General features: G+C 56.9%; 13 protein-coding genes. 7 read left to right on the top strand and 6 right to left on the bottom strand.

Going from position 1 to position 19,668, the window contains the following annotated elements; all coding sequences use genetic code 11:
* Positions 1-139: 139 nt before the first annotated feature.
* From hemC to ACGY09_RS06090, 5 genes are all read left to right on the top strand, one after another.
* Positions 140-1,081, top strand: coding sequence for a hydroxymethylbilane synthase (hemC, locus tag ACGY09_RS06110; RefSeq protein WP_397570878.1), 942 nt, complete (start codon positions 140-142; stop codon positions 1,079-1,081).
* A 98-nt stretch (positions 1,082-1,179) separates the two neighbouring features.
* Positions 1,180-1,935, top strand: coding sequence for a (Fe-S)-binding protein (locus ACGY09_RS06105; protein WP_397570877.1), 756 nt, complete (start codon positions 1,180-1,182; stop codon positions 1,933-1,935).
* 107 nt (positions 1,936-2,042) lie between these two features.
* Positions 2,043-2,534 carry a DUF420 domain-containing protein gene (locus ACGY09_RS06100; protein ID WP_397570876.1) on the top strand — a complete coding sequence of 164 codons (492 nt, stop codon included), beginning with the start codon at positions 2,043-2,045 and terminating at the stop codon, positions 2,532-2,534.
* Positions 2,535-2,560: 26 nt separating this feature from the next.
* The gene (locus tag ACGY09_RS06095; protein ID WP_397570875.1) at positions 2,561-3,835 is read left to right on the top strand and encodes a hypothetical protein; all 1,275 of its coding nucleotides are present in this window, start codon (positions 2,561-2,563) and stop codon (positions 3,833-3,835) included.
* Complete coding sequence (locus ACGY09_RS06090; protein WP_397570874.1) at positions 3,832-5,154, top strand: hypothetical protein; 1,323 nt, start codon at positions 3,832-3,834, stop codon at positions 5,152-5,154. The genes ACGY09_RS06095 and ACGY09_RS06090 overlap by 4 nt, the downstream gene beginning before the upstream one ends.
* A gap of 168 nt (positions 5,155-5,322) precedes the next feature.
* Here the strand turns inward: ACGY09_RS06090 and ACGY09_RS06085 are convergent, their stop codons facing one another.
* From ACGY09_RS06085 to ACGY09_RS06075, 3 genes are all read right to left on the bottom strand, one after another.
* Positions 5,323-6,786, bottom strand: coding sequence for an Nramp family divalent metal transporter (locus tag ACGY09_RS06085; RefSeq protein WP_397570873.1), 1,464 nt, complete (start codon positions 6,784-6,786; stop codon positions 5,323-5,325).
* A gap of 375 nt (positions 6,787-7,161) precedes the next feature.
* Positions 7,162-8,535: a DUF1501 domain-containing protein gene (locus ACGY09_RS06080; protein ID WP_397570872.1), complete on the bottom strand. Its 1,374-nt coding sequence runs from the start codon at positions 8,533-8,535 to the stop codon at positions 7,162-7,164.
* A 93-nt stretch (positions 8,536-8,628) separates the two neighbouring features.
* A complete protein-coding gene (locus ACGY09_RS06075) occupies positions 8,629-10,935 on the bottom strand; it encodes a DUF1549 domain-containing protein (RefSeq protein WP_397570871.1) in 2,307 nt (768 codons plus the stop codon).
* A 167-nt stretch (positions 10,936-11,102) separates the two neighbouring features.
* On the opposite strand from ACGY09_RS06075, the gene ACGY09_RS06070 reads away from it, so the two are divergent.
* Positions 11,103-12,044, top strand: a complete 942-nt coding sequence (locus tag ACGY09_RS06070; RefSeq protein WP_397571855.1) for a peptidyl-alpha-hydroxyglycine alpha-amidating lyase family protein — start codon at positions 11,103-11,105, stop codon at positions 12,042-12,044.
* A gap of 134 nt (positions 12,045-12,178) precedes the next feature.
* On the opposite strand, the gene ACGY09_RS06065 is transcribed toward ACGY09_RS06070, so the two are convergent.
* Positions 12,179-14,125 carry a hypothetical protein gene (locus ACGY09_RS06065; RefSeq protein ID WP_397570870.1) on the bottom strand — a complete coding sequence of 649 codons (1,947 nt, stop codon included), beginning with the start codon at positions 14,123-14,125 and terminating at the stop codon, positions 12,179-12,181.
* Between the two features lie 428 nt (positions 14,126-14,553).
* On the opposite strand from ACGY09_RS06065, the gene ACGY09_RS06060 reads away from it, so the two are divergent.
* Positions 14,554-15,852, top strand: a complete 1,299-nt coding sequence (locus ACGY09_RS06060) for an O-acetylhomoserine aminocarboxypropyltransferase/cysteine synthase family protein (RefSeq protein WP_373651161.1) — start codon at positions 14,554-14,556, stop codon at positions 15,850-15,852.
* Between the two features lie 141 nt (positions 15,853-15,993).
* Here ACGY09_RS06060 and bioA read toward each other — a convergent pair whose 3' ends face one another.
* Both bioA and ACGY09_RS06050 read right to left on the bottom strand, forming a co-directional pair.
* Positions 15,994-17,424, bottom strand: coding sequence for an adenosylmethionine--8-amino-7-oxononanoate transaminase (bioA, locus tag ACGY09_RS06055; RefSeq protein WP_397570869.1), 1,431 nt, complete (start codon positions 17,422-17,424; stop codon positions 15,994-15,996).
* A gap of 28 nt (positions 17,425-17,452) precedes the next feature.
* Positions 17,453-19,570 carry a Gfo/Idh/MocA family oxidoreductase gene (locus ACGY09_RS06050; protein WP_397570868.1) on the bottom strand — a complete coding sequence of 706 codons (2,118 nt, stop codon included), beginning with the start codon at positions 19,568-19,570 and terminating at the stop codon, positions 17,453-17,455.
* Between the last annotated feature and the right edge of the window lie 98 nt (positions 19,571-19,668).

Here is a 19,668-nt window from a genome sequence, read left to right as displayed (position 1 = left end):
GGCCTCACCTGATGAAGAGAGGCTGTCGCGGTCCGGCGGTCTTCCTGCAGTCGCCAACTCGTCGCCCCGCCACTAAGCTGTGACCGATGACGAATCGCAGCGATTTCTTTTCCCTTCCTGCTAACTGAAAATCCGAGCCTTGTCTTTTACTCGCCCCCAACTGCGAATTGCGACGCGCGCCAGTCAACTGGCCCTCTGGCAATCGAACTACATCGCGGGACTGATTCAGAAGGTTGCACCGCAGGTCAAGGTCGAACTGGTGCATGTCAGCACTGCCGGCGATCGGGACCAGACAGAGGCATTGCAAGTCCTGGGAAGCTTCGGCGTCTTCACGCGCGAAGTTCAGACGGTTGTTCTGAAGGAACAGGTGGACATAGCCGTCCACAGCCTGAAGGATCTCCCTACGGATGGGCCTCCTGAGCTCACACTGGGGGCCGTTCCGACTCGTGGACTCACGCATGATGCCCTGATTCTTCCAGCAAATCAGACTGCCAGGCTGTCGCTGAAGGATCTTCCTCGCAATGCGCGAGTGGGGACCGGCAGCCCACGTCGTAAAGCGCAGCTTCGCTACCTGCGTCCTGATCTGCAGTTGTTCGAGATTCGGGGGAACGTGGATACGCGTTTGAAGAAGCTGGACGCCGGAGACTACGACGCCATCATCCTCGCTTCAGCCGGATTGACGCGACTCGGTTGGGCGGGACGGATCCATTCCGAGATTGCTCCCCCGTTCATGTACCCTGCTGTGGGGCAGGGGGCGGTAGGAGTCGAATGCCGGACGAACGACCATGAGCTGCGGGAATTGCTGCAGCAAATCACGGATCCGGTTACGATGGCGGCGGTGACCGCCGAACGGAGCCTGATGTCGAGTCTGCGGGCCGGTTGTCATGCCCCGCTGGGGGCGTATACGACGGTCTCAGATCAGAGGATCCGGCTGGAGGCGGTCGTGTTGCCGGTTGATGGAAGTCAGCGGTGGATGGCATCGGCGACTTCTGAGCTTGCTGAGGGGGAGGCATTAGGCAATCAGGTGGCGACCCTGCTGAAGGATCAGGGGGTTGATCGCGTGCTTCAAGCCGCGTCGTAACGCCGCCGAGTCCGAGTCAGTCGCTCTCATCTGCCTGAGCCATTATAATTCCGGGACGCTCTTTGTCCCGGAACGTTCGCGGTATTACAAAGCACCCCATGCCACAAGTCGCACTGTTCATTCCTTGCTACGTCGATCAGCTCTACCCCAAGGTTGCGATGGCAACGCTCCAGGTTCTAGAGCGGTTCGGATGTGACGTTGATTTTCCGTCTGCCCAGACGTGCTGTGGACAACCGATGGCCAATACGGGATGCGTGAACGACGCACTGCCTCTGGCTCAGAAGTTTGTCTCGATCTTTTCAGATTACGAATACGTGGTCTGTCCATCGGGAAGTTGCACGGCGATGGTCCGACAGCACTATGGTGAGTTGCTGCATGACGACCCGGGGTATGCCCGTGTCCGGCCGAAAACGTTTGAGTTGTGTGAATTCCTGACGGATGTCCTGAAGGTGAAGTCCATCAAGGGACGGTTCCCTCATCGAGTGGGATTGCACAATAGTTGTCACGGATTGCGGGAACTTCGTCTGGGCTCTTCCAGCGAAATGATCGTTCCTCGCTTTAACAAGGCGGGGCAGCTGCTGAAGGACCTCGAAGGAATTGAACTTGTCAGCTTGAAACGCCCCGACGAGTGTTGCGGATTCGGTGGGACGTTCGCTGTGGCAGAGGAAGCGGTCTCGTGCATGATGGGGCTTGACCGCATTCACGACCACGAACAGGCCGGCGCCGACGTACTGACCGCCGGGGACATGTCGTGTCTGATGCACATGTCGGGATTGATTCATCGCCAGAAGTCCCCCCTTCGCGTCATGCACATCGCCGAGATTCTTCAGGAATCGATGTCAGCAGTCGACTGAGGGGATCGAGGAATCTGATTGGGATCACTCCCCTTTCCCTGACGAGGTCTGAAACTCACAGGATCGCTCGGACCGCACCACTTCTGAAATTAGGAAGGCGTTCTTCCATGAAAGATGGATTCCTGGGAAATCATGCCTCTTTCATGCTGGATGCGATCGTCGTTGCCCTGGTCCTGCTGGTTCCCGTTCTGATCTTCAGCCTCTATTCGGTCAAGTGGAAGCGACGCTTTCAGCGTCATCGGAACCTTCAGCTGGCATTGGCAGTCACACTTCTGGTGGCCGTGTTTGCCTTCGAGTTCGACCTGCACTGGGTCCAGGGAGGTTGGAAGAAGGTCGTCAGCAAGGGGCCCCCACTTTCGGCCGAGCAGGCTGATACGATTCGGCAGGCACTGCGGATCCATCTGATTTTTGCCGTGACGACCCCATTTCTATGGGCCACGACGATCATTTGCGCCCTGCTGAGATTTCCGCATCCCCCTGCCCCCGGGAAGCATAGCCGGCTGCATGCCCTCCTGGGTTGGACGTCCGCAGTAGATTTGCTGCTGACATCTTTGACGGGGCTGATATTCTATTATGTGGCGTTTATCAACCGCGGTTGAACCCACTTGAGACGGAAGGTGCCGCTGTGTCCCCGGTCGCACGTCGTCAAAACTGTTGCAAGTTCATTGTGGCGATTGGCCTTGTTCCATCGCTTGTGCTTGCGGACCCGAAGTCGAGTGGTCCTCGCAATTCCGCCGTCGATGTCATCGTGCTGAAGTCCGGGCGGACGCTGCGCGGGCTCGTTGCCAGCAGCGACCCGAAGGCGTATTTGACACTCGTGGTTTCGCGAGACTGGCTGTCGGCAGCCCACCCGCAGGGCGCTGCTGCCGTCGTCAAAACGAACGTGGAGTCCCGCGAGCGTGCGTGGATACAAACCCGTGACCGGATCAGACACTGTTTAGACGCAGGTGATGTACCGGCGGGAATGAGTTTCTTCTTCAAGCAGGAACTGGAGCGACTGGACCGCCTATTGGCGGACCCGCCGGACGAAGACCCTGATTTCCTCTGGTATGACATTCGCCCCGCATCAATTGCCAGAATGGTGCGAGCTCAAGGGGATCGTCGCCTGATTGCGACTCACGCCTGGAACGCCCGGATCGCTCACGTCGAAACTCGTGAAGTTGCGTCACTGCAGAAAGAGTTGACCGACCTCGGAATTCCCTTCGAGGCGCCGGCCCACGAGTTCATCAAGCAATTGCCGGGACGAGTACAAAGTGATGCGGAATGGGCGGCACGATGTGCGCTCCTGGAACATGGGCTGGTTGAGGAACTCAACTTCCAGGGGACGGGGGATGTGATCACTCGCACGAAAGCGGGGAAAGCCGCGGATCTCGTCCAGGTGATCCCGCAACTGCTCGAGCAGCAGTGGAACTCGCTGTTGAAGGATCTCGGGAATGATTTTTCGGCACCGAAAAAATATCACGACCAGTCGCGGTGGCTGGCGAATGCCATTCGTCAGGCACAGGCACTCAAGCGACGCGGATTTCGCGTGACACGATTGGAGATTGATCCGGTCGGCTTACGTGTCCGGGTCGATTCGCGGTTTGTTGTCCAGGTGGCTGAGGGGGATTGGCGGACGATCTGGAGCCAGACCGAGGTGGGCGATGCGGCTCAGCCACGTCCTCAGGCGGAGGCGAGAATCGAAGATGATCCTCAGGTGAAGTCGATCAAGCAATCCCTGGGTGCTCTTGGACTGGTCGATGCCGAGTCAATGCGGCGGGCGATCCGGTTTGGTGCCGCAACGATGTCCACGCAACAGAAAGTGGATACCCGCTTCGAGGAATTTCGCGAAACCTATACGAAGGCTCTGGACGGCCCTCCAATTCAGCTCTACTCCATCAGCGCAGGAGCGACCGAGTGAGAGAGGCTCTTCTAACCGCGATGATCCTGATCGCCTGTACGTTCCATTCGTCGACCCGACTCTGCCGGGCCGAGGACGATACGCCGGTCGACCCCGCACTGGGTAAAAGAGTGGCGGAACTACTGGCGGTGGGCTTCGAAAGGGGGCCTCAACAGTTGGCCAATGCGGAGCGACTTTATCTGCGCCTCAAGGCTGACGCACCGGACGATCCCCGTATCGATTATGCGCAAGGGTTGGTCCTCTGGAAGCAGTTGAAGAAGAAAGAGGCACTGGAAAAATTTCAGGCGGTCACGCGATCAGAAGGGGTGATGTATCACGCCGCCTGGAAAGCCGAGATCTGGACCTGCTTCGTCTCAAAGAATGATGACGCCGGATATTCCCGCCTGATGGAGTTTGCCAAGCGGATTACGAGCGGGGACGAGTCCTCGTCTCATTCGGTAGACGCCGATGTTCGCTGGATCGGCACGATCATGGCCACACTGGGTCTTACGTGTGAAACAAAAGAGCGTCGAGAGGACTGGTTACAGGCGGAAGCGAAGCTGGCAGAAATTCTGCCTGAAGAACGCATGGAGGGATATCTCGCCGGAAAAACCGAGATCCACATGAAGCATGCAGAACTGGAAAGCGAAATCGAGCAGGCACGGGAAAAGGTGAAGCAGCAGCGGGCCGCACAACTGGAACGCAAACAGGCTCGCCTGCAGAGGTCACTGGACGGAGCGAAGGTAAAACGAGAGGGGCTGAAGAAGTCTGCAGCGGAAGCGAAAGAGACCTTCGCTGAGAAAACGGCTGAGTTTCAAAAATCAATGGACCGGCTTGAGAAGGAGTACACTCTTGTCGATCGACGGGCCCAGGTTTTAGTGAGCTCGATTGCACTTCTCGATCAGCAAGTGGCGATGCTGCGGGAGACGACCCGCTTAGCAGGGCGCCGGGTGGATGAAAGGCGTCTGGAATTCGGACTCACTCAGTTGCTCAATCAGCGCGGTATCTACCAGGCTGAGTGTATGCGGTCTGTCGCCGCAGCAGAACAGCTCGCCAATACGGCTCGGACCCTGCACCAGGCCTATGCGGCGGAGGTGGACCAATACGAAAAGGCGACGGGGGAAATTGTCAAAGCGGATGTGAACATGGATACCTGGACGGAGAGAGCCTTAAAGCAGGCGGATGATCTGAAAAAAACGCCAGTGAAGCCCGTGGTTCCAAAAGGGAAGATTCAGATGGTCCGGTCGTTTCGTACCTACATCGACCTGGACCTGAATGCCGAACGGGAGAGTCTGCTTGAGTCGTATGGGATCGTGACGCCCGAAGGGAACCTCGAGTGACGTTCCCGCCCCCGCACCTTTTTCGCGGTTTCTTACAGGGGGGGGGGAAACGTCCACGACTGCCCCAGTCCCACTCCGCTGGTGCAGAGCGGGAAACTCGTGATCTCGCCGTGGAAAGAGACTCTGTGCAACAGCCCGAGCGGCCGCCGCTTGACGATCGGGCCGATTCTATTTCCCGCCAATGACCGACGGAGTGAATGCGAATTTGATGATCTGATCTCTCAACGCGTACCCGGCAACCAGGGTAATGGAAACAAACGCGATCCACAGACAGATGTCGAGGAGCAGCGGAGGTGTCAGACGCCGGTCGAGCTTTCGGTAACGGAAATAAATTGTCGACGCGGTGATAATCGGTAATGTCAGTGCCTGTCCAAAGCCCCCCACCACCACCATCCACTTCGGCTCCTTGAATGTCAGGAACAGACCGAGGGCAATGACGGGAATCAGCAGCGAGATCCAGTGGATCGCACGAGCACGTTCGTGCGGTTTTCGATAACGGGCGATACCGGCCAGACTCATGAGATCTGCCACCAGACGTGCATTTCCGGCGGATGACAGGTAAAGCGTCTTAAACAACACAGCACCCGCTCCAATCAGAAACGCAACCTGAGTCCACGTCCCGAAGGAATCGACAAACATTCTCGACAGGGTCAGAATCATATCTTTACCCTGTGGGGCCAGGCCCTGGCTGTGAAGGACTGTCGCTCCCATGAAATAAAAGGCGACGGTCGAAATGGTAAAGACGATCATGCTGACCCAGGCATCCAGATACATGACGCGGATCCACCCGCGAGCCCGGTTCACCCATTCCGGACTCTCGTCAGACCGGCCGGTATATCTCGCATAGCCTTTCTCGAGGCACCAGTAGGGGTAATAGAACAGCTCTGCTGCGCCCACTCCGGTGATTCCAAATACTCCGAACGCGACCGCAATCCCTTCTGCGGGAAGACCGAACGTCAACCCCTTGGCGACATCGTTCCAGGGGATGGGGAACCGAGTCGCCGGGAGGGCCATCGCAGCCGTCACGGTGACCAGAGTCAGTCCGACGACCAGAAATGTCGTCACGGACTCAATTCTCTGATAGCTGCCGCTCCAGAGCAGCAGAATCGCGGTCAGACAGGTCAGGATGGCCCAGGGATAATCAGGGCGTTCGCTGACGATCCTGGCCAGTGCAGGGAACGAAGTATCGAACAGGCTGACGAGTTGTTCGCTGAGGCCGGGGAATGCGAGGTGCAGGGACTGGCCCACGGTGCCCGTCATGGCACCAAGCTGAAACACAGTCGTGGACATCATCACGAACCACCACCAGCAGATCCAGTTTGCTCCCAGACGAGGTCCGCCCAGTTCATTGACCGCCCCGAGGGTCGGTTTTCCAGAGGAAATGGCGTAACGACCCAGCTCTGTCTGAACAAAGACCTTGATGACGCAACTGAACAGGATCAGCCACAGGAAGACGAATCCGTGTTTTGCACCGAGAGAAGTTGTCAGCAACAGTTCTCCGGACCCGACAATCGTTCCCGCGAGGATGATCCCCGGACCGATCTTACGCAGCGCCGTCAGCAAAGACTGTGGCGGTTCCTGAATCGCGTCTGCCGGAAGCGCATACGGATCATACTCGACGTCTTCAATCATCAGAGACTCTTTCGGCTGCCAGCAAATTGAAAATGGGAGGGGTGCATTCTCCGTGATGGCGCTGACAAAGCAAGCGTAAGCGGAGATTGATTCATCCGATCAGTACCTCTCGCCAAATCCGGTTTCGAGGTCTCGCGCGAAGACCCTTTCCACCAGGAGTGGCCGTCAGAGTCCAGCCGTTAAACCCTATACATTTCTCGTGAAGTCACTTGCTCACGGTCAGCGGACGACTTCGGGATGAGGTGTGCAGGAATCGGGCGGTCGGGAACCGTGACTGTGATTGTCACGGGCGTGTGACGACGTCTGTGCAGGTCGGAACTGCGGCCAGAGAGTTAATCGAGACTTTTATGAGGAGCTTCTGTGCCCTGAGGATCCCTAAGCGATCACATTTGTCACAACACGACCTGCGGAGACCGGGAGCGGCCGATTGAGCTTGTCGCGCACTTCTGTTTGAGGATCAATTCCCAAAAGTTCAAACACGGTCGCCATGAGATCGTCGAGCTGGACGGGGTCCTTGTCCGGATAGGCAGCCTGCTTGTCGGATACGCCGTGGACCAATCCCCGTTTGGCACCACCACCGGCCAGCAAGACCGAGTAGCACTGCGGCCAGTGGTCGCGACTGATATTGTCGTTGATCCGCGGAGTGCGACCAAATTCGCCCATCCAGACGATCAGCGTGCTTTCCAGCAGTCCGCGTTCCTTCAGATCCGTGATTAGGGTCGGAAGCGTCTGGTCCGTCATCGGAAGCAGGTAATCCTTGAGGATGGGATACATGCGGGTATTATCGAAGCCGTGGGTGTCCCAGCCCCCGTCATTGCGACGACCACCGATGCTATTCGCAAAGTAGACGTTCACAAATTTGACACCCGCTTCGACGAGGCGACGGGCGAGCAGACAGCTTTGCCCATACGTCGTTCGTCCATACTTTTCCCGGATGGACTGAGGTTCGGCGTCGAGGTTGAACGCATCCCGGACCTTGGACGAATTCAGCATTCCCATCGTTTTTTCGTAGTAGGCATCAAGCCCGCGTGCGGCCGGGTTCTGTTCGAGCTCACCAATCTGCCGATTGATCAGTTGCTGGATCTGACGCCTGTCCTGCAACCGCTGAGCATCAAGTCCATTAGGCAAACTGAGTTCCGGGAGAGCGAACCGGCGATCGTTGGGATCGGACGTGATCAGCAACGGATCATGGCCTTTTCCGAGAAAGCTGGCGTGCTGACCCGGTGTGATTTCACCGTCGCGCATCACGTGCGGAAAGGCGACGAACGTGGGCATGCCGTTGGTGTTGGGGGAAAGCCGATCGACGACAGAACCGTATGCAGGAAACAAATCCTGTGAGTCGCGCAGCCGAATATCGTCGACGGGCGGAGCGTGGCCGGTCAGTGCGTAGTAGGCGGCAGGATTGTGATTCTTCATCGTGTGATACACGGTCCGAATCACGGTGATCTCGTCCATGACCGCTGCAGTCTTTGGCAGTTGATCGCAGATTTGAATTCCGGGGGCAGCCGTGTCAATAACCCCATAATGGCTCCGAACTCCGGCAGGTGCCATGGGCTTGGGATCAAACGTGTCGAGGTGACTGGGCCCGCCAAACTGGTACAGGAAGATTACGGATTTTGCACGGCCCGGTCGGACAGCGGGTTCTTCTGCAGCCCGGATCATGCGAGGCATCGTCAGACCTAGCATTCCAAGTCCGCCAATCTGCAATGCCTTCCTGCGGGGAAGAATGAGTGGGGGTGGTTGTCTCATTGTCATCTCCGTTGCTTCTGCATTGCGGGTTGTTAAACGAATCAGCTGCGTGAAGCACTTTTGAGCGTGCTTGTCGCACTCCCTGGCAGACACCTATCGCCGCAGCAGGAATTCGTGCGAGTTCAAAAGTCCCCAGACGATGTCTTCCAGTGCAGTACGCTTGTTCTCGGACTGGTTTAGAAACTGCGTGATGCCGGCCAGTTCTTCCTCTGTCGGCGGCCTTGTGAGTGCGCTCCAGTAGAGTTCGGTGATCACCTGCTCGGGGCGGTTGTTCTCTCCGCTCAGGTTGCTGAGGCGGTTCGATTTGGCGGTCAGCATTCGATTCACGAGTGAACCGCTCACGAGCTGGAATGTCTGCCCCAGTGTGGATTCGTCTGATCGTTCACAGTCACAGGATTGCAGGCGAGGTGGTCGACCAAACAGCCGGAGAAATCGATCCGCTTCCGTCAGCCCGTTCTCTCTGGTCTTCATCGCGTTGATCCCGGGGATTTGTCCTGCCCGTCGACCTGGTGGATAGCCCGAAAATTCCAGTGGAACCTCCAGCATCAGGCTTGTTGCGTCGAGTAGCTGTTCTGCAGAGTAGCGATGGACGTAGGCACGGCTGAAGTTCGATTCATCGTCTCGATTGGTCTCGTTGATGGTGGATGAATGCTGGTAAGTTCTGGAGTTCAGGATCGCTCGCAACAGACGCCGTAAATCGAATGCCGGGATTTGAGCAGTGAGATCGGACGACGGTATCGCTTCGACTGGACTCGATTCGGAGCCAGGCGTCTTGCCAGACACCAGGTATTCCGAGATTGCCTTAAGCAACGCCGGGTTTGACGGCGGGTTCGTCGCCCGAAAATCATCGATCGGGTCCACGATCCCGCGGCCCATTACCTGCTGCCAGGTCCGATTCGCCAGCATTTGCACAAAGCGTTCGTGCTGCTGGTCGGTCAGCCATTGGGACAGGTGAAGCAGTGGATGGTCGGCGGCTGGCAACTGTTCCCGGCTGCCGAGAAATTTTGCATCGCGTGACCGGTTGGTGCGGGGATCTTTGGCTTCCCCCTTTTCGCTCAGATACACGATCTGTTCGCCGTCAAACTCGTGTTGATCATTTGAATCTCGACGGCGGTTCTCCAGAATCTTGTAGTTCACGCGTGAGAAAACGCTGCCCCAACTGTAGTAATCATCTTGAGTCCACTGGTCGAATGGATGATTGTGGCACTTGGAGCACTGAAGCCGGACCCCCAGAAACAATTGTCCGACCGCTTCAGACCGCTCAAACGGGGTCCGCAGGGCTCGATAGAAGTTGGCGGGGGGAACCTCGTAAGTACTGCCTTGTGCGGCCACAATCTCACGTACAAGTTGATCGAGTGGCTTGTGCGTAGCGAAGGACTCGCGCAGCCACGAATAGAAATTTTCGACTCCTTTTCGATCGAGCGTTTTCTCTTCAATTCTGAGCAGATCGGACCACTTGAGGGCCCACCAGTCGGAAAATTCGGGCCGCTCGAGGAGTGAATCAATCAGGACGGCACGCTTGTTCTCTGTCGTGTTCTGAACAAATTGTCGAGCTTCCTGGGCCGTGGGAGGAATCCCGAGAAGATCCAATGTGACTCGCCGAATGAATGTCGCATCATCGCAAACGGGCGACGGGTTGATCTTGAGCTGCTTCAGTTTGTCGAAGACTTGAACATCAATAAAGTTCGCAGTGTCGGGACCGGTCCAGACGAAGTCAGGTCGATCGGGCAGAAACGCGATCCTGACGATCGACTGAAGATCCAGATACCGAACGATGACGGTGACTTCACCTGCAGCGTGACCTGTGACCAGCCCCTCTCGTGAGACATCAGCAATCGGCTGCGACAGTTCATAGACGGCAAGTGACGAAACATCCTTTGCTGATCCGTCAGAAAATTCGGCGATGACTTCAATCTGCTGCTGCCAGCCCGGCGATGAGGACGTTCGTTGTTCGGGAAGAAAGACCGATTCGGGGAGGACGCGAAGTCGCAGTAACTGTGGCGTGTGACGGGTGTCTCGCGGCATCCCCGCCGCAATCCAGTTTCGCAGGATCTGGTATTCCTGCGACTCTGTCGAAAACCGTTTCCCTCCTTCGTGGGCCATCTGCATGGTCGGTTTCAGCAGCATGAGGCTTTGATCGGGATCGAGGGAATTCACGCGACGGCCGAAGAGTTCCCGCGTAAGAACCTCGAAGTCGGCATCCGGGTCCTGACCCCGTAAGGAAATCTGGAATCCCCCCTTGCCACGAGCGTTGCCGTGACACGTCCCGAGATTACAGCCCGCCTTGGAAAGAACGGCCATGACATCATTCCGAAACGAGACTTCTGCCGCACCGGTCGAAGCGGCATAACAGAAGAACCCGATCCAAGCGAGCAGGCGCAGTGTGAATCGCTTTTTCACTCGTCTGTCCATTCGTGGTACGATGAATGTCCAAGGCCACCTTTAGAACGTTGATTCTATGATGGTGGAGTGGTGATCGAAAGTCCGAACCAGACCGGTGCCCGCGTCCACCGAAGATGACGTGTCAGCCGCTGCTACTCACCCGAGGATCGACCCCTGTGCGCTGTATGACTGCTCCTCCGATTGTCGTCGCATTCATGTTCTGCATCGGGATTGCAGGATTCGCTGCCGCTGACGATCAGGAACCGGGAAAACTCCCGTTTACACTCGTCCCTCAGAGAAAATTTCTCCAGATCCCCAAAGGACAGCCTGTCGCGCAATGTTCTGCCGTTGCCGTCAATTCCAAAGGAGAACTGTTCCTGTTCCATCGCGGACCGAGACCTGTTCTTTGCTTCGACGCGGAAGGGACGTTTTTGCGAGGTTGGGGCGATGATGTGATTAAGATCGCTCACGGACTTCGCATCGATTCCGACGACAATGTCTGGATCACGGATGTCGGTTCAAGTCGGGTTTACAAATTCGATTCCCAGGGAAACCCATTGCTGATCCTGGGAACAGGAGTCGCCGGGACGGGCCACAATCAGTTTAACGAGCCGACCGATATTGCGTTCGGTCCCGAGGGTGTGGTCTACATTTCTGATGGTTACGGCAACAGTCGGGTCATGAAGTTTAATCAGAACGGGGAGTTCATCTCGACCTGGGGAACGGCGGGAAAAGACCAGGGCCAGTTCCGGTTGCCTCATTCGATCGTGGTCGACAAAGAACAGCGCGTACTCGTCGGGGACCGAGAGAACAATCGGATTCAGGTTTTTGATACCGACGGCCAGTGGCTGGCCACCTGGAAAGGGTTCGCACCGTACGGAATGGCATTCGATCCCGAAGGTCGATTATTCGTTGCCGATGGACGGGCCTGTCAGGTGCTGCTGCTGGACGACCAGGGGAAAGTGGTCCGACGCTGGGGTCGCGAAGGGAAAAGCACGGGACAGTTCCAGATGCCTCACATGCTGACATTCGATGCGTCAGGGAATCTTTACGTGGCGGAAATTAACGGCAAGCGTTTGCAGAAGTTTATTCGCAATACATTCGATCGTAATGCAGCAGAGAAATGACATATCAAAGCGCGAACGGGCCGCCGGTCGTGTGAACTGAAGTCTCTCGGTCCGATAAGTTCAACATTCTCCGCACACGTCCATTGAACTCGTCCGCTCACGGGCGCGAGGGACTCACGAACTCGCTCGGAGGATCATTGCGATTCGCGGATTTTCCTGTCCGGCGTTCTGTTGCGGCTGAGATATTTCTGCATCTCGCGCGACCAGTACGCACCGTTGTCGGTGACAATTTTCTGGAATTCGGCGTAGGTGTCCGCGGTGACTCGCAAATTGCAGTTACACATCTCGTCGGTTGATTCCTCGCCGAAGTAGACCGTCTGGGGGGGAATATTGGGATTGGCGGGGTTACCCGACGAATTGTCAAATGCCACTTCAATCTGAATACGTGATCCTGCGGGAAGGTGGACAACCGGGTCGACGACATACGAGTCTTGCCAGTTGAAATCCCATTCTTCGATCTTGAGGAGAGGGACTTCAGCGCCGGAGGGAAGAATGGCTCGAACCAGGTAACTCTTGCCGAGAAGGTGCATGTGGGGTCGAACCTCCAGCACCAGCAGGCTGACGGGAGTCACATATTCTCCCTTAAACCGAACATCGGGTTCATCGGCGGGAATCACCAGATCGACATTTCCGACAATCAGATCTGTGATCATTTGCCTGGCATCGGAGGGGGCGAAGTAGATGCCAATCTCCGTTTGATCAAATTCGGGCTTACCTGAGGGGTGGTAGTGAATCTGGAAAACGACGTCGCCTCCTTTGGGCATCAACCGGCCCATTCCTTTCGGAAAGAAATGCGGCGTGGCCCCAGGATTCCAGCCCCCCAGATATGCGGCTTCGGGCAGGCCATGGCCTCCGAACCGTGTATAGCCTTCCGTCGGATCGGCCTCGTCGAGCAATCTGGCCTGGCCGCTGTTGTCGAGGAACATGTGAGCGTGGTGCACGATGCGGGGGTTACCCGGATGGACTTCGATGGCTCTGATCAGTCGGTCCTGGTGCAATCCCGTCGGGATCACAAAATGTTTGTAGAGGTCCGGGCCGTCAGCAGGGAGTGCAAATCGGCGCGGCATACGAATGACCATGTCAGGCTTACCCAACTGCCAGCCCTTGGGAAACGTCGGAACGGGTGGCAGATCATCGTCGTCCCCTTCGGGCGTCTCTGCGTGGTACCACGCTTGAAGGGTTTCGATCTGTTCCTGAGAAAGTCGGCGTTCGCCAGCAAAGTGGCCGTAATTGGGGGCGGGCTTCCACGGCGGCATCAGCCGTGTATTGACCACTTCGACAATCAACTGGGCGCGGGTGCGGACTTGGTCGTACGTCAGCAGGGGGAACGGAGCGACCTCGCCCTCGCGGTGGCAATTGACACAGTTCGAAAACAGGATCGGTGCCACATCCCGAGTAAACAGGATCGTGCTCGAGGATTCATCCTCGGTCAACGGGGCCAGTGGCTCGCCAGCGGGGTCGGTCTGAGTTACCGCCAGACGTTTTCCGTGTGCAACCGCTTGCAGAGCGTCGACCAGATAGTTCTTTTTTGACGAGCTCTTCTTGCCTGTGGTCGTCGCAGCGTCATCCAGACGTCCCCGGTAGATCAACTTCCCGCCCCGATCGTAGACGAAGGCCTGCTGGGAATGGGTCGCCCCCGTCAGTTTCCGTAGCGATTGGCGGGCATCAAACAGGACCGGAAACTTGGGACGGAATTTGAGAAACTCGTCACGAGCGTGCTTGCGAGTCGCGTTGGGCGCTAAGTAGACGCCGTAGAGTGTGACGTTTTGCTTTCGATACACAGTCGCCAGCTTGTTGAGACGCTGCAGAAGCTCGTGATTCGACGCGGTATCGTGGGTCAGAAAAACGAGACCAATCCCTTTGAGTTCGGCCGAACCTAGCAATTGATGCTGGTGTCCCTCGACATCGTGGGCGCGCAGATCCGCAGGAAGCGTCGTCGTGGGTTTCACTTCTTCCGATGACGGTGTCGCCGATGACGGTGTCTGGCCACCGGGCACGCTTGCCGCTATCGCTGCGAATAGCAGGAAAACGGTTGCCCGCCCGGCGAAGTGCGTCAGAAGTAATGGGTTCGATGTGTTCATCACGATCTGTCGAAATTCACGGGGCTAATTGAGCAGGCCGTGATCAGGGGGCAGGGGGCTGACATCATGACCTCGACCGCAGCGTTTTTTCTCTTCCGGATCCAGGGACCCCGAGTACGTTCAACCACGGGATTCAAGGAGAGGATTCGGACCGTTGAGGACAGTCCTGTCTTACAGAGTAGCTGCTGGCGGACCTGACCGCACGCCTGATTTGATTGAAACCCTTGCCCCAGATTGCCTTGAGGATCAAGTCCCCGCAGGGCCGCAGCAAGTCTGCGGGATGCCACTTCGTCCCTGATTTGTTTTGCATTTTGGCGAATCCGCGGCAGATCGTTCAATGATTGCGAATCGTTCCCGGGACTTCTAGGATTCTGCACATTTCCTGCGGCTCCCGAAAGGACTTCTCTTTTTCAGTTGGAAAGACAGATATGACAGACAATTTTCAACCCGCCACGCAATGCATTCATGCCGGCCAGGTGCCCGATCCGGCCACGAATTCGCGCGCTGTCCCCATCTATCAGACAACGTCATACACGTTCAATGACACTGATCACGCCGCCAGTTTGTTCGCCCTGCAGGCCTTCGGAAACATCTACACCCGGATCATGAATCCGACTTGCGATGTTCTCGAGAAGCGTCTCGCTGCTCTGGAAGGAGGGGCCGGTGGACTTGCCGTTGCTTCCGGACAGGCCGCCGAATCGCTCGCGATCCTGAACATCACGCAGGCCGGACAGAACATCGTCTCGGCGACCAGTCTCTACGGTGGAACGTACAACCTGTTCCATTACACGTTCCCGAAGTTTGGCATCAAGACGAAGTTCGTCCAGCAGTCTGATCCCGAGAATTTCCGCAAGGCGATCGACGACAAGACGCGCTGCGTGTATCTCGAAACGATCGGTAATCCTCGCGTTGACGTACCTGATTTCGAAGCGATTTCCAAGATCGCTCACGATGCCGGAATTCCTTTGATCGTTGATAACACGCTGGCCTCTCCGATCCTGTGCCAGCCGTTCAAATGGGGTGCCGACGTCGTCGTTCATTCCTGTACGAAATTCATCGGAGGACATGGGACCTCGATTGGCGGAATCATCATCGAGAAGGGGGGATTCCCCTGGGGGAACGGGAAGTTCCCGGAGATGACCGAACCGGACCCCAGCTATCACGGCATGAAATTCTTCGAGACGTTCGGTCCGATGAACCTGGCCTACCTCATCAAGACCCGGACGCAGCTCTTGCGGGACCTCGGTCCGGCGATGAGTCCCTTCAATGCGTTCCAGTTGCTTCAGGGACTGGAAACGCTGCACCTGAGAATGCCTCGTCACAGTGAAAATGCCCTCGCTGTTGCTCAGTTCCTGCAGTCTCATCCCAAGGTGAGCTGGGTGAACTATACGGGACTGGAAGATCATCCTTCCTATTCACTGGGGAAGAAGTACCTCCCCAACGGCTGCGGAGCGATCCTGGGATTTGGAATCAAGGGGGCCACGCCGACTCAGCAGAAAGAGAATGGCATCAAGGTCATCAACCGCGTGAAGTTGTTCAGCCATCTGGCTAACGTCGGTGACAGCAAGTCGCTGATCATTCATCCTCACAGCACGACGCACCAGCAACTGACGCTCGAAGAGCAACTGGCGTCCGGGGTGACACCTGACTTCCTGCGACTGTCGGTCGGAACGGAAGATGTCCAGGACATCATTGCCGACCTCAAGCAGGCACTGGAAGGGGTGTAAGAACGGCTCGCTGAAATATCCGCGAGCGAATCCAGGGGTGATCCACCTGTAACGGGTGGAGGAACCGCAAATAGAAACGGGGAGCGATCGTAAGTTCGCTCCCCGTTCTTGTGTAGTCTGGTGAAGATCAGACGATGCCGGTCAGACACCTTCAGCAATGACTTCAGCGATCGATTCCCGGACGGCCTGACAAATTTCAATGACCAGTTCTGCGGGCATTGCAGGGGCTGGCATCAGGACGATGATATCGGCGATATTTCGGAGGATGACACCCCGGCGTCGACAAGCCAGCGTGACACGATGTCCCACACGCTGACTGGGAACGAAGGGCTGTTCTCCGTTGGCCAGCTCGATTCCGACCATGGTCCCTTTCACGCGAACTTCTTTGACCTGCGGCAGCTCTTCCAGCGGAGCAAGTTGCTCTTGAAGGATCCGTTCCAGTCGGAATGCATTCGGTAAGACCTTGTGCTCATCAATCAGGCGAAGCGAGGCGAGCGCTGCGGCACAGGCGAGGGGATTCCCGGTATAGGTATGGCCGTGGTAGAACGTTTTGCCCGCCCAGGGATCCCCCAGAAACGCGTCGTACAACTCGTCGGTGACCAGCGTCGCAGCGAGTGGCAGGTAGCCTCCGGTCAATCCTTTTGAAAGAATCAGGAGATCCGGCGACACCGATTCCTGCTCACAGGCAAACAGAGTTCCCGTACGGCCGAACCCGACCGCGATTTCATCGGCAATCAGTAGCGTATCATACTTGTAGGTCAGTTCCCGGACTTTGCTGAGGAAGCCTTCGGCTTGCACTCTGATCCCGGCAGCCGCTTGCACGAGTGGTTCAATCACCACCCCCGCAATTTCGCCAGCATGTGTTGAGAGCAGCCGTTCCAGCTCGATCGACCAGTGCTCCAGTTGCTGCCGCTCCTGCTGGGGCTGCGTCGGCGTAGCAATTGGGACGCTTGACCAGATGGCTGGGAAGAGGAGTGGGCTGAAGAGATTCTTGAATCGATCGATTGATCCCAGGCTCATCGTCCCGATGGTGTCGCCATGGTAAGCCCCATCGAAATAGACGAATTTATCTCGCACCTGTGGTTTGTTCGGACGCTGCTGGAAGTACTGATAGGCCAGTTTCAAAGCGACTTCGACGCCCGCCGCGCCGCAATCAGAAAAGAAGACTTTGCTGAGACCTTCGGGGGTGCGGCTGACGAGTTCCGCCGCCAGTTCAATCGACGGGACATTCGCCAGACCCAGGAGCGTGGAATGTGCGACCCGGTCGAGTTGGACGCGGATCGCCCGGTCGATCGCCTCGACGCGATGACCGTGAATGTTACACCACAAAGACGAGTGCCCGTCGAGATAGCGGCGATCCTCTGTGTCGGTTAAGTAGAATCCTTCTGCCTCGACAATGATCGGTGCCTGTTCGTCCCGATAGGACGACATCTGTGTGAAGGGATGCCAGACATACTGGTTGTCGGCGATGCGTAACTGATTGGAATCCAAGGTCATTTCCTGGCAAATGAAGTGGTACGTTGTTGCCGCCCCCAGACAGGGGGCGGCAAACTCCAGTCGGTCGGAAGTCAAGACATTCCAAAACGGTCCGATCGTCGATTCATTGCGCCAGCTTTTTGGCCGCTTCCTGACGCGCCTTTTCCATCACGCTTTCCAGGGTGACGGGTTTGCCATTTTGCCGCTTGCTCTCATCGGCGGCTTCCATGAACGCATAGATTTCCAGCGTTTCTTCGGGCGAAACAGGTGCTTCCCCCGTGTGGAAGAATTTGACAATCGCGATCACCAGCGGGTCATAACCGTCGTACGATCCGACGGCCGCCTCCCCTTTTTCTCCTTGGGCAGTTCCCGTGTAGCCGGGTCCTTCCCGATAGATCCCGGTCCGGTCACCCTTCCATTTTCCGGTCACTTCGATCTTGCCATCGGAGTTGACCGAACGGACGACCGATTCACATCCTTTCCCCATCACGGTGAAGAGCGACTCGACCCCGTGAATTCCGTACCAGAAAAGATCGGGGTGAGATGGTTCCAGCGAGGCGGGACTGGTTGTGAAGCAGTGCATGACTTGACCAATCGATCCTGCCCGCACAGCGAGTGAATTCTTGCCGAAACGGAGTGAGGATGAAGAAAATACCGGGACTTTGTACTTCTTCGACGCTTCAAAAATCGCGATCGCATCCGCAAGTGAGCCCGCGATCGGCTTGTCGATGAAGCACGGCTTGCCTGCTTTCAGACAGGGAAGAAGTTGCTCGTAGTGAGGTCGTCCGTCATTCGTTTCCAGCAGCACGACATCAACACGCTTCAACAGTTCTTCGATGGAATCGACGATTTCGATCCCCATCTTTTTGAATTCTTCGGTGTATTCGGGGACCCGCTCGAGACTCGTTTTGATGTCAGGGCTCCCTTTGGGATAGGCCGCCACAACTCGGCAGCCTTCTGCTCCTGCGACGGGCTTACTCGCATTCAACGTTTTGGCAAATGCAGGAGCGTGCGATGTATCAAGACCGATTACCCCGACTCGCAGTGTCTTGGGAGCAGCAGGAGCGTTTTCCGTTTGCAGGGCAGTTGCGGCCTGGATCGGAACTGCCACCTGATCGGCGGCGACGTCGGTCGACGCTGCTGGGTTTGTTGCTGAAGTCGTCCCCGTTGCAGCGACAGATTGAGACAGTCCGATGGTGAGGAAGGCCGTGTTCCACAGCGCGACGGATTTGTCCTGCCCAGCGGTGGCAACCAGACTTCCATTGTGGGAGACCGCGACGGCCGTGATTTTCGCTTCATGTGCTTCGAGCGCAACCAGCGGCTCACCTGTTTCGAATTCCCAGATCATCAGTTCGTTCTTTCCCACTGCGCGGCCTCCGCTGACGCTCACGGCCGTTTCCCCGTCCGGATGGACGCTCACGGCGTTTGTCGGTCGCGAATGGCCGGCGAAGTAACCGAGAGGTTTGCCACTGGTTAAGTCATACACATTGACGTGCTCATCCACACTGCTTGAGAGTAGAAAGCGTCCATCGGGAGAGAAAGCTACTCCGGTTGCTGCTTTCGAGTGGAGTTCAAAAGTGTGCTTCACTTCTGCGGTGGCGGCGTTCCAGACTTTGACCTGACCGGCTTTGGTGGGGCGTAATTCGTCTCCAGCCGCTGTGGCGACAAGTGTTCCATCCGCAGACCACGCGATGGCGGTTAATGGATATCCATGTCCCCGCAGCTCTTTGGACATTGGTTCTGGAGTCAGTGTCCAGATCCGTCCGACTTCATCTTCGCAGGCCGTTGCCAGGAACTTGCTGTCGGGAGAAAAGGCGACGCCTGTGACTGAGCCACGATGTCCTTTGAGTTCATGCAGTAAGGCACCCGTCTGGGCGTCGACAAGACCGGCGAACTGATAACCGCCGACGGCGAGGAACTTTCCATCGGCTGAAAAACTGAGGCTGCGGACTTGCCCGGCCTTGAATTCGAGTGCCCGGCCGAGTGTTTTGTGGCTGACGTCGACCAGTTGAACTCGATTCTTGAGTCCGATGGCCAGCGTCTGATCATCGGCCGAGAAGGCGACGCTGGTCGCCCAACTGGGAAGCTCGGTGAACCGGGCGGTCTCCTTAACTTCTCCCCTCGTCGGGGAACGATCGGTCCCGCTGAGAATCTTCAGCTCGTCCGGGCGGGCCGCGGCGTGTGCCAGTGAAGTGCAAAACCAGACCAGTCCTAACAGGGTTCTGAACATAGCTCCGTTCATCCAACGCTCCTCAGCCGATCGGGCACCATAAAATTCTCAAGTTCACCACGCACGTCGGACTCGCATCCTCGTCGGGCCATCGCCTTTTGGAGTATCGG

This window comes from Schlesneria sphaerica (genome assembly GCF_044336245.1).
Classification (GTDB): Bacteria; Planctomycetota; Planctomycetia; order Planctomycetales; family Planctomycetaceae; genus Schlesneria; species Schlesneria sphaerica.
Note: the sequence above shows the minus strand (reverse complement) of the source record. Positions and strands in the feature narration are given on the sequence as shown.